This is a genomic window from Bacteroides acidifaciens, from assembly GCF_903181435.1.
GTDB lineage: Bacteria > Bacteroidota > Bacteroidia > Bacteroidales > Bacteroidaceae > Bacteroides.
This window is the reverse complement of sequence record NZ_CAEUHO010000001.1, coordinates 542,770-554,289: the sequence shown is the minus strand read 5'-3', so window position 1 is coordinate 554,289 and position 11,520 is coordinate 542,770. Positions and strand designations below refer to the sequence as shown.

9 protein-coding genes are annotated in these 11,520 nt (G+C 34.9%); 1 reads left to right on the top strand and 8 read right to left on the bottom strand.

The features are described 5' to 3' along the window. Positions 1 to 154 precede the first annotated feature (154 nt). A complete protein-coding gene (gene groL, locus CLIN57ABFB40_RS02190; protein WP_175628693.1) occupies positions 155 to 1,792 on the bottom strand; it encodes a chaperonin GroEL in 1,638 nt (545 codons plus the stop codon). 39 nt (positions 1,793 to 1,831) lie between these two features. After that, positions 1,832 to 2,104, bottom strand: a complete 273-nt coding sequence (locus tag CLIN57ABFB40_RS02185) for a co-chaperone GroES (protein ID WP_004314007.1) — start codon at positions 2,102 to 2,104, stop codon at positions 1,832 to 1,834. Between the two features lie 422 nt (positions 2,105 to 2,526). On the opposite strand from CLIN57ABFB40_RS02185, the gene CLIN57ABFB40_RS02180 reads away from it, so the two are divergent. Beyond that, positions 2,527 to 3,027, top strand: a complete 501-nt coding sequence (locus tag CLIN57ABFB40_RS02180) for a transposase (protein ID WP_175628692.1) — start codon at positions 2,527 to 2,529, stop codon at positions 3,025 to 3,027. Positions 3,028 to 3,039: 12 nt separating this feature from the next. On the opposite strand, the gene CLIN57ABFB40_RS02175 is transcribed toward CLIN57ABFB40_RS02180, so the two are convergent. The 6 genes from CLIN57ABFB40_RS02175 to CLIN57ABFB40_RS02150 all read right to left on the bottom strand — a co-directional run bounded on the left by CLIN57ABFB40_RS02175 (position 3,040) and on the right by CLIN57ABFB40_RS02150 (position 10,893). After that, positions 3,040 to 3,942 carry a WYL domain-containing protein gene (locus CLIN57ABFB40_RS02175; protein WP_175628691.1) on the bottom strand — a complete coding sequence of 301 codons (903 nt, stop codon included), beginning with the start codon at positions 3,940 to 3,942 and terminating at the stop codon, positions 3,040 to 3,042. 135 nt (positions 3,943 to 4,077) lie between these two features. Further along, positions 4,078 to 5,532, bottom strand: a complete 1,455-nt coding sequence (locus CLIN57ABFB40_RS02170) for a VWA domain-containing protein (protein WP_175628690.1) — start codon at positions 5,530 to 5,532, stop codon at positions 4,078 to 4,080. Beyond that, on the bottom strand, positions 5,519 to 7,072 hold the full coding sequence (locus CLIN57ABFB40_RS02165; RefSeq protein ID WP_175628689.1) for an AAA family ATPase: 1,554 nt from the start codon (positions 7,070 to 7,072) through the stop codon (positions 5,519 to 5,521). The genes CLIN57ABFB40_RS02170 and CLIN57ABFB40_RS02165 overlap by 14 nt, the downstream gene beginning before the upstream one ends. 86 nt (positions 7,073 to 7,158) lie before the next feature. Beyond that, on the bottom strand, positions 7,159 to 8,550 hold the full coding sequence (locus CLIN57ABFB40_RS02160; protein WP_175628688.1) for a VWA domain-containing protein: 1,392 nt from the start codon (positions 8,548 to 8,550) through the stop codon (positions 7,159 to 7,161). Further along, complete coding sequence (locus tag CLIN57ABFB40_RS02155) at positions 8,540 to 10,057, bottom strand: AAA family ATPase (RefSeq protein WP_175628687.1); 1,518 nt, start codon at positions 10,055 to 10,057, stop codon at positions 8,540 to 8,542. Before CLIN57ABFB40_RS02155 ends, CLIN57ABFB40_RS02160 begins: the two co-directional genes overlap by 11 nt. A 113-nt stretch (positions 10,058 to 10,170) precedes the next feature. After that, complete coding sequence (locus CLIN57ABFB40_RS02150) at positions 10,171 to 10,893, bottom strand: hypothetical protein (protein WP_175628686.1); 723 nt, start codon at positions 10,891 to 10,893, stop codon at positions 10,171 to 10,173. Positions 10,894 to 11,520 lie beyond the last annotated feature (627 nt).

Here is an 11,520-nt window from a genome sequence, read left to right as displayed (position 1 = left end):
GCTTTCCCATATGTTTTATTCCTATATCACAGTGATATTGCAAAGATAAGAAACAAAGTAGAATCTTTAAAGAATCAGAGCAGTAAATAACAAAAAGAGTCGCCTCCGGAAATCCGGAAGCGACTCTTATATATTCATTCTAAGGAAACCGGAATTACATCATTCCGCCCATACCTCCCATTCCGGGAGCGCCCATCGGCATTTCAGGTTTGTCTTCCTTCTTTTCTACAATCACACATTCAGTAGTCAGGAACATACCAGCGATTGAAGCTGCATTTTCCAAAGCTACACGAGCCACCTTAGCAGGGTCTACCACACCGGCAGCGTGCAGGTTTTCGTAAACGTCCGTACGAGCATTGTAACCGAAGTCACCTTTGCCTTCACGTACTTTCTGAACAACTACCGCACCTTCTTTACCCGCATTTGCAACAATTTCGCGAAGCGGTTCTTCGATGGCACGTTTGATGATACCAATACCGGTTGTTTCGTCAGCATTGTCACCCTTCAAATCTTCGATACTGTCGATAGCGCGGATGTAAGCTACACCACCACCCGGGATGATACCCTCTTCGATAGCGGCACGGGTTGCACGCAATGCATCGTCTACACGGTCTTTCTTTTCTTTCATTTCCACTTCAGAAGCAGCACCTACGTAAAGAACAGCTACACCACCTGACAATTTAGCCAGACGTTCCTGCAATTTCTCACGGTCATAGTCAGACTTGGTTGCAACAATCTGAGCCTTGATTTGCTCGCAACGTTCCTTGATGCTGTCCTTGTTTCCGGCACCGTTTACGATAGTAGTGTTATCTTTAGAAACAGTTACTTTGTCGGCAGTACCCAACATTTCGATAGTAGCCTGTTCCAGTTTCAGACCTTTTTCTTCGCTGATAACAACACCACCTGTCAAGATAGCGATATCTTCAAGCATTTCTTTACGACGGTCGCCAAAGCCCGGAGCTTTCACAGCACAAATCTTCAACTGAGAACGCAGACGGTTTACTACCAAAGTAGTCAACGCTTCGCTGTCTACATCTTCTGCAATAACCAACAGAGGACGACCAGTCTGTACAGCCGGTTCGAGGATAGGCAAGAAATCTTTCAGGTTAGAAATCTTCTTGTCGTAAATCAAGACGTAAGGTTTCTCCATCTCACATTCCATCTTCTCCGTATTTGTCACGAAGTAAGCCGACAGATAACCACGGTCGAACTGCATACCTTCTACCACACCGATAGTAGTATCAGTACCTTTTGCTTCTTCGATAGTGATAACACCATCTTTAGAAACTTTACGCATAGCGTCGGCAATCAATTTACCGATTACAGGGTCATTGTTTGCAGATATGGTAGCAACCTGTTCGATTTTGTCATAGTTATCACCTACTGTCTCAGCTTGTGATTTGATTGATTCTACCACTTTGGCAACAGCCTTGTCGATACCACGTTTGATATCCATCGGGCTGGCACCGGCAGTAACGTTCTTCAAACCTTCAGCTACGATAGCCTGAGCGAGAACAGTTGCAGTAGTTGTACCGTCACCGGCATCGTCACCAGTCTTGGAAGCTACTTCTTTCACCAGTTGTGCACCGGTATTCTGATAAGCATCTGCCAATTCGATTTCCTTTGCTACTGTCACACCGTCTTTTGTAATGTGCGGAGCACCGAATTTCTTCTCGATGATAACGTTACGTCCTTTCGGGCCGAGAGTTACTTTTACTGCATTTGCCAAAGCATCGACACCTTTTTTCAATTGGTCGCGGGCATCGATATTGAATAATATTTCTTTTGCCATCTCTTTATTTACTATTTAAGATTTATGATTTACTATTAATTAACCCAAAACAGCGAGAACATCGCTCTGACGCATGATAAGATATTTAGTACCTTCAACGTCAAGTTCTGTTCCGGCATATTTGCCATAAAGAACCGTATCGCCTACTTTCAATACCATTTCTTCATCTTTCGTACCGTGACCTACTGCCACAACTTCACCCTTCAAAGGTTTTTCTTTTGCTGTATCAGGAATAATGATACCACCAATTGTTTTTTCTTCTGCAGGTGCAGGGAGGATAAGCACTCTGTCTGCTAATGGTTTAATGTTCATAGTTACTTTTTTATATTTTAGTTATACATTATAATTGTTAGAAGTTGCCCATCTTTTCAGGTGGGACGCTAAATACATTGCGAAAAGCGTGCCAAAGCAAATAAATGATTCTTTGTCAGAAATTGACTGACAAAATGACCGACAACCCTTACCATCTGGCAAAAAAGTATTTGTTCTATACTTTTTAAGAGCCTGTTTAAAAATGGTTGAAATAAAATTTTAAGAATGTTTCCGTACCTGCCCAATAATATCTTTATTTGAAGTGACCAAACTTACTTAAAAAAAATGTATCAGACAGATTTAACGGAAACCGAGTGGCAATATATAACAAAAGTGCTGAATCTGCAAGAAAGCGAAAATATGACTTGCGTATGATTTGAAATGCCATATTTTATTTAGTAAAAACGGGTTGCCGGTGGCGTATGCTTCCCAAAGAGTTCCCCAAAAGGGAATCAGTTTATTACTATTACCGGAAATGGTCTTCTTTCGATGTTTTCGATTTGCTTTTTGACAGATTACGTGGTCATGTCCGGGTAGAGCGGAATCAAAACATGAAACCCGGTGTAGGCATAATAGATAGCCAAAGCGTTAAATGGGACAATAACCGGTCTCTGAACGGAGTTGACGGCAATAAAAAAGTGAAAGGCGTCAAACGCCATATTGTTGTAGACAAGAATGGCTTCCTTATTGCAGTGATGGTTATAGTAGCCAATATTCATGACAGTAAGGTGGCTTATCTGCTAATGAGAGTATTGAAAGAACTTTGTTCGGGAATAAAAATCATATTGGCAGACGGAGGATATAGGGGAGAGCTTATTGAGAACGTCAAAAATAAATTCGGTTATGTAATTCAGGTGGTTATTAGCGCATACAAAGAACAGGGATTCAAACCTATTCACAAATCCTTCACGGCTCAGTTGTAATATCTATAAAAACTACTCATAAAACAGTTCCATATCCTTTATGACATTTTTCATTTGTTCTCTCAACCACTGAGGAGATAGCACCTCCAAGTCACTTCCGTGAGACAACAGTTCTTGACAAAAATCATACGTTGGACGTAATCGATATTCAAAAACAGAATATTCCGTTGTGTTTTCAACTTCCTGTTGACTGATATGCAATGGTAAAGATCGGATATATTTAGTCTTGTTTCCAAAAGTTTTTATTTCTATCCTTTCTATTTTACAAGATTCATCTACTATAATACCAAAACTTGTAGAAAAATAGAATTGAGGATCAAAATCCTGCGGATAAGTAAAAACTTTATCTGTAATTTTTAAATCCTGAATACGCTCTAATGCATAAGTACGTATTGCATTATAATGAGGAGCATACCCTATGACATACCATCTTTGCTTAAACACCTTTACACAATAAGGTTCTATAAAAAAAGTATGTGGTTTATCACGCCAAAAACTCCAATAAGTTAACTCAATTATAAGGCTGTCCCGCATCGCTTCAATAACGGAAGCTAAATATTGTCTTCCAGAGGGTATTTCTTCAAACAAAATACGTTGTTTAAGCCTATGACTTTCATTGATCAGATTATTTACCGCAAATGCATTCAATAACCAATTACGTACCCCGCCTTTTTCAATGTTCTCTTGATTCTCAATATAATAATAATAGCCACCACGCTTATTGCATTCTATATTTATATCAAATAGTTCTTCTATAGCTTTTCTGTGATTATGAAAAGTGCGAAGAGGAATTTCCTCTCCACCGCTCATCTCAGTACACACCCACCTCTTATTTATTTCTTCAAACGTAATTTTTCCTACTCTATAGATAGTATCCACCAACCAAATATATTTATTAAATAAATCTTTTGCCATCTCTAATTGTATTATTCATTATTTACAAATGTAACAGTTTTCCACATAAAGTCAAATATTATTTGAATAAATTACCATTTTACTTTCTTTGCAATCAGTCAACCTTTTTCAATTCCACTAAAGAACAATCCTCTGCTAATGCCCTCTAGAAGGAATATAACCTATCTGATAAATATGATCAAAAAAAGACATCCATTCATTTTGTACTATTACGCCGATTTGCAAACCATAAAAATGTGTTCCCGCTTGTTTATACTCCAACATTCTATATTGTAAACTTGAAGAAGGTAGGGGTATTTTAAAATCACTAATCCACAACACATCTGCGTTTATATACTCTTTTTTAGATTGTAACAAATCAAACATAAGTCCGAGCATTTGAGTAGAGTCTGTACCTCCAGAAGCTATATTTGAAAAAAAATTAAGTAAATGTTTCCTTTCTTTTCGAACATCTATAGGATAAACAGATATTGAAAATGCAATTAGAAAACAATCTCTTTTCTGTCGGTCTGATATCTCTAATAATCTTATCAATAATGAGTTTGCTATTTTTTGTGGTTTTCCCATCATACTTTCTGAAGTATCCAAACAAACGATAATAGGTCCTTTAGGTTTTGCAGATTTTATCCTTAATTGTCTAAAAGGTTGTATTATCTCCGACTTACACTGAAAGGTCTGAAGTTTATTGGTCAAATATTTGTAAGTAAATAAATCTTCCAAATCCTCATCTGCATATAGCACTAGCTCTATCGGCAATAACACATTGAAATTATTTCCTACTGTAATACCTTGTATATCACATTTTGATGAATGCTCTAGTTGATAAAAGAAACCTCCGCCAGTATAGACTTCCTCACTACCTTCTTCGTCCGCAATACGTCCCATTTGATTAGCTATTTTCGTAATTATCGGATACTCTTTTTGAATACTTACAATTTTTCGTATACGTTCAAAGTCATAAGTATTCCATAGACCACCCATTATCCCCCAAGTTTGGAAAAATTCTTCTTTTTCTATTTTATTCTTTTGCAAATATTCCGGAATACTCTTTATATTCGCATGAAGAGTTTTTTTGATATCACGTTCATTTATATATTGTTCCTGCTGCTCTTTCATCTGTTGTTCAAAAGCTTCCTTCCAATCATCAACCATCTTCTCCCAAACGCTCTCGTCTGCATATTTTCCATTTTTCCCAAATTCCCCTTGATAGAATCGTTTATCAAAACCATATTGCTGGTATTTGCCTCCTATATGTTTCAATAATGCTTGCCACCCATCTTTCTTTTTTCTCTCAGACCATTCTAAAACAAGCTCCATACCTTCCTGTTCTGATTGACTTCTCTGTATGTTAAACCGTTCTCTTTCCAAACAAGAAACGATAAAAGACATCATAGTATCATAAAAATATTTTGCACAAATATCATCACTTAATACTTGTATTTTTATCAACGGATCATTCATTACAGATTCTAGATAAGAATATAAAGGGTCAGACTTTCCGTTTTCTATCTTTTTACATTCTCCAGTTTCTATATATACATCTAGAATCTGCATATAAACCGCATTCTCAAAAAAGTTAAATGATTGCATATTGTAACTTTTGTACATCTACATGTGCTAAAGTTATTTCTTTATTGATAGCCAAGAAACATTCTTTTATTTTTATATTATCTTTCTGAGAAACAAAAAGGTTTCCAGATATTTGGCTAACAAGATTTTCCAACTGCATACTTATCGTTTCTAACTCTACTTCATAATTGCATTTTGAAACTGCAGCTATATTTCCCACACCGAATTGTTGTTTTTCTCCTTTCTTAAGCTGTATTATAGGAAAGCGCACTCCATTTATATACAATCCTTTATCATCTCGATAGAGAGTAACCAATTCACCTTTATATCGATTCAAACTATTTGAATATGCACGAATAGTCATTCTTTGAGGATTTTGGGGATCTCTATATAATATTCCCTGAACAGGAGCATTACCATGCCCTACTACTTTCTTATAATCTGGTAAATTTATATAATCCGATATAAAAATATAAGTATTTCCTGTACCATGTTCAGCTACCTGATAATAGAAATGATCAACTATACGTAAAGGCTGCCCCCTGTGATCATCTTTTGTAGAGACATTTTTCAATGCTTCATGTACCCTACAAACTTTCAAATCTGCTTTTAAGGCTAATACAATAAAAGACAGTTTTTCTTTTATCTGTAAAAAAAGAGATTGAATAACAATCGTTTGAACACTGTCATATTCACAAGGCTCATTCCACAGGCAATGATAAATTGGCAACAAATCAAGAATTAAGGTTTCAGTACGTCCATGCATAAAGGCTGAAGCTTTTAACATTTTTATTATGCATTTCCAACGACGATCACTCACATATACACTCCTACCACCTTCTTCCCCAACATCAACTTTTTTCAATCTTCTACGGACTTCCGTAATGCATGACAAGGTATCCGAGGATATGATAATTTTTTTTATTTGTTGTTTCCACTCTAAATATTCCTCATTAGATATTCTCCAGCAAAAATTCAGATGTTCGTCTTCTATGTCGTTCAACAACATCTTATAAAACAATTCTTCTTGTTGAATACAGGTACAAACTGTACGAATTAAGAAACGATCCCATAAAGCTTCCAGTCCCTCACCTTGTGCCGGCAACTCATTGCTAGCCGCCACTAATAATTTCAACGGCAATTGAATTTCTTCATCTCCATTCCGAAATACTTTTTCATTAATCACTGTCAATAATGTATTTTGAATAGCAGGTCCAGCCTTCCATATTTCATCTAAAAAAACGACATCAGCCGTTGGCAAATATCCTTTGACATTTCGTTCATATTTATCAGACAATTTTAGACGACTAAGACTTATTGGTCCAAAGATTTCATCTGGAGTAGAGAAACGCGACATTAAATATTCAAAACTCTTCGCATTAACAAAAGCATTTTTTAATCGTCTGGCAATCATTGATTTTGCAACCCCCGGTGGTCCTAATAATAATATACTATCGCCTGCAAGGGCAGCCAATAAGGCTAACCCTATTTCTGTATCCTTTTCGTACACACCATTATTCATTTCAGCCAACAACAACTTTATACGTTCTTTTATTTCCATGTCATTAAATGATTTTGTTACCGTTTGCAAAATTGACAATAGGGTATGCCAAAACAGAACACAACTTCTTACAATATACTCAATATTCACTTAATATAAATAATATTTCCACTATTTTCATCATATTTCCACCTATTATTCATCAACTGCATAATGTCGTAATTAACATAGCCGCCTATCTGAAGACTATGAAATACCGTTTTTTGTTCCTGACATTTCTTTATATCCTTCACAAACTTCAAAGGCAACCTAGGCATGACAAAATCTGAAATCAACAAGACATCTGCTTGTTGATAACAATTCATATTTAATAAATCCATTGTCTGTCGTAAAGCAGAGTCCATCCGCGTTCCTCCATAAAACGAATGAGACAAAAACTTCTCAATCTTATATTTATCTTTCACCCAATCTATCAGTTCAATGCATTTTATATTTATAGAAAAAGCAACAATAAATACTTCTCTTTTTTCTTGCAAAGCCGCATGAATAACTCCATAACATGCTGCTTTAGCAACAAATTCAGGAGAACCAACCATAGATCCACTCGTATCAACACAGATAATAACAGGTCCCTTTTCTTTCCCAAAAAATACACTTCCCCTCTTTTTTAAGGACGATCCCTCAGTTCTATATAGCCACTGTTCCAATTGACCTGAAGTGTATTTCTTATAAAATAAATAATCAATGTCCCGATGTAATAATACAAGTTCATGGCATAAAACACAGCTTAAATCATTACCCGCATAAATACTATTAATGTCAACCTTGGTATTAATATTGGTATTAATATCGGTTATTCTGTGTGTATATCCCGATTTATATTCCTTTCGTTTGTTATCCTTCCTTCTTCCTAATGAGTCTGCCAGACTTTGAAGTGAATTATTATGTTCAAATAATAATTTATATTTCAAATGAATAGCAATATCCAAATCTCTCCATATTCCCTTATCAAGACTCCACCAAAGACTTTTATTTATAAAAGAACTACGTTCCTGTTTTATTGCAGCATATATCAGTTTTTGGAATTTATTTCTATAGTAATCCAACAGATTTATCCAATAAGCCAATTGTTTTCTCGCCAATCTCTTTTTCCACCATAGTAACAATTCCCCTTGAGCATACTTATCCTTTGCCTCTAGTTTCATACTGAAATAGGACAAGAAACTATTATCCACTTGATAAGTCTTTTTTAGAGCCTTACATAACACCCCCCACTTTTTTATAAACAAAGAAAAATCCATCTGCATACATTGACGAAAATAATTTTCTTCACGAGCGAATATCGTCAAATCATGTTTATCCTTTAAAGATTCTTGTAGATATATTTCCAATACTTCCATTGAAGAAGTATTTTCGCTAATATAAACAGGTATAGAGTCAGACACTTCTGTCAAATACTCTTTTACTGAATATTCTCTTCGGTCAACTATGGATAAATACAATCGGTCATATTCTTCTTTACATTTATCAGTTCTCATGTCCTAACTCAAAAATAGTGGCAGAAAGTTCTCCCATCAATGTTACAAGCTCTTTTTCTCCTAACAGAACCCAATCTTGATCCTTAAAGATATTATCTGCAATATCTTCATTCCATTGTTCAATATCATGTATCAGTTTCTTTTTCAATTCATCTAATTCTTTTCTTTTCTCCAACAAAATTTTATAATTCCGTGTTGCAAAACGATTAATAACAGGTAGACTATCATAACGTTCCAAAGGATACTCCCGTTCATTAATAATCAAGCAGCCATTTTCCCCTTTTCTGACCAATACATCCGGTAGAACACGATAATCGTAATTCGAGACTAATGCTAGTTGACAATACGGTCCATTTTGATGAAGTTTTGCCTGCTCGTTTTGCCCGGACAACTTATTATAAAGTGAAATTGGAATAAGAATTTGTTGTGATTCCACAGCATTAATTTTATAAAATAATCCACTTACAATTATTAAACTATTGGGCATTGGTCCCCCTTTCTTTTTAATAATATTTTTTATCTCCGTATGAAATTCATTTATTTCCTTTTTATAGTTCTGGTACAATTCAGCATAGGGCTGCAACAACCCCTCTGTTATGGACTTTTTCACCATATCTTTAACAAAAGAGATTTGTGAATTATCATTCCATAAAATGTACTCCAGTAAAAAACAGTCTGTAAAATCAATCTTCTGCCGATTGTTCAATAGCGCACATGTCCTCATCAAATGGATGCTTTTTTTCCAACGACGATCAGATATATATAGAGTTTCAGACTCTACATTCGTTTGATTCCTCTCTGTTATTTTATCTCTTATTCTGTCTATAATATTTTTAATTATAGAATTTACCCCAATTTCCAAACAATTCTTTTGCCACTGAGAATAAACAGTTTCTGTAAACGGATTTACAATTGAAATACGACAATTATCATCTTGCACAGAAGTTATCATCTCATAAAAGAGATTCTTGTCTTGTATATTTTCAACCACACATCTGACAAGAAATCTGTCCCATAACGCATCCAAGCCTTCTCCCTCTGCAGGCAATTCATTACTCGCAGCAATTATCAACTTTACAGGTAATCGAATTTCCTTATCTCCATTACGAAAAACTTTCTCATTTAATACTGTAAGAAGAGCATTTTGTATTGAAGAACCAGCTTTCCAGATTTCATCCAAAAAGACAATATCGGCAGTAGGAAGATAGCCATCTACCATCCGTTCATATTTATCTTCGTCTTTCAGTTTCTGAATAGATACAGGACCAAATATCTCATCAGGAGTACTAAATCGACTCATCAAATATTCAAATGCTGTTGCATTATAGAATAACAGTTTTATACGTTTGGCAATCATGCTTTTAGCGACTCCAGGCGCACCGAACAAGAAGATACTTTCACCAGCAAAGGCACAAAGCATAGATAATAAAAGTACCTGACGGCGTTCATATGTACCAACAGATATGTCATCTATTAATTCCAATATAGTTTGTTTATATGTCCTCATTAGTTATGTTTTATAAATAACACAAAAATGAGAGCAAGATATGCCAAACCAATGCACAAAATAAAAAAAATCCCGATATATCAAATACATCGGGATTCCTGCTAGTATATTTATTATTCTGTTACCAGTTTATATAGTTCTGCAATCATATCTTCGGTAATACGTTCTTCTTTCTTTGAATATTGATAATATTTTGCAAAAATAACAATTGTTCCTTTTAATCTTGTATTAGGCAGATAAGAGAAACTAACACGTTGTTCATTATTTATTAAACCTTCAATCCTATAGACTTCTAATGTTCCTTCTTTTTGTTCAAATGAAGTCTTTACTTTTTCAAATAGATATCCCATCCAAACATTGTTATCTTTTTGTGGAGTGGCATTTTTACCCCAAAAGTCCCAAGAACCTTTATTTCTTACACAAATAATCTTGGGTCTTATGACATTTTCAATGAACAGCTGATTTATACACAAATTCTCAGCCAAGAAAGATATACCCTCAGAAGTTTTCAAAAATTTAGCAATTCCCCCTTGTTTAGTACATCTGTAATTAAATAAATCCAAATAAGAAACTTTACCTTTCAATGTATTCGGAATTATCTTATCAATAGTTTTAAAGTAGCGATCATTTACAATAACTTCTTCATATTTAAAATGATGAGCTTCAGAACAATCAGTTGCATCTTTTACACGAGCAGAAGGATTGATTCCTGTAAAAAGTATATCATGTTGTTCCGACACTTCTGAATAACAATAAGTATTCTCGGATAAAATGTCATCAATACTTTTATACTTCTCCCATAATTCTGCCAATGCCTGTTTCAATCTATTTTCCATAATCTAACTAATTTTAATTAATAAATTCATAATCCAACTCTTTAATCTCAAAATTACAAGAAATGATAAATTCCCTAATTAATCATTTTATTGCAATACTATGAATAAGGTATGCCTAATTGTTTCATTAGTTACATATTTAAGACTACGCAGCAACCTTTCATTCTTTTCTCTTTTTCTTAGAGCCTGTTTAAAAATGGTTGAAATGAAATTTTAAGAAGGTTTTCGTATCTGCCCAATAATATCTTTATTTGAAGTGGGCAAACTTATAATAAAGATGTATCTGACAGATTTAACGGGACCCGAGTGCAATATATAACAAAAGTGCTGAACCTGCAAAAAAGAAAGCGAAAATATGATTTGGAATGCCACATTTTATTGTAAAAAAACAGGTTGCCAGTAGCGTATGCTTCCCAAAGAGTTCCCCAAATAGGAATCAGTTTATTACTATTGCCGGAAATGGGCTTCTCTCGATGTTTTCTATTTGCTTCTTGACAGATTACGTGGTCATGTCCGGGTAAAGCGGAGTCAAAACATGACACCCAGTGTAGGTATAATATGAAGAAAATTTAAACAGGCTCTAAACAAAATAAAAGGTTTATTCCTTATAATGACGTATATTCGTAA

Coding starts and splice junctions, on each gene's coding strand:
- CLIN57ABFB40_RS02165 (WP_175628689.1), bottom strand. CDS start 7,072: ATGGAAATAAAAGAACGTATAAAGTTGTTGTTGGCTGAAATGAATAAT.
- CLIN57ABFB40_RS02170 (WP_175628690.1), bottom strand. CDS start 5,532: ATGCAATCATTTAACTTTTTTGAGAATGCGGTTTATATGCAGATTCTA.
- groL (WP_175628693.1), bottom strand. CDS start 1,792: ATGGCAAAAGAAATATTATTCAATATCGATGCCCGCGACCAATTGAAA.
- CLIN57ABFB40_RS02185 (WP_004314007.1), bottom strand. CDS start 2,104: ATGAACATTAAACCATTAGCAGACAGAGTGCTTATCCTCCCTGCACCT.
- CLIN57ABFB40_RS02160 (WP_175628688.1), bottom strand. CDS start 8,550: ATGAGAACTGATAAATGTAAAGAAGAATATGACCGATTGTATTTATCC.
- CLIN57ABFB40_RS02150 (WP_175628686.1), bottom strand. CDS start 10,893: ATGGAAAATAGATTGAAACAGGCATTGGCAGAATTATGGGAGAAGTAT.
- CLIN57ABFB40_RS02155 (WP_175628687.1), bottom strand. CDS start 10,057: ATGAGGACATATAAACAAACTATATTGGAATTAATAGATGACATATCT.
- CLIN57ABFB40_RS02175 (WP_175628691.1), bottom strand. CDS start 3,942: ATGGCAAAAGATTTATTTAATAAATATATTTGGTTGGTGGATACTATC.
- CLIN57ABFB40_RS02180 (WP_175628692.1), top strand. CDS start 2,527: ATGCTTCCCAAAGAGTTCCCCAAAAGGGAATCAGTTTATTACTATTAC.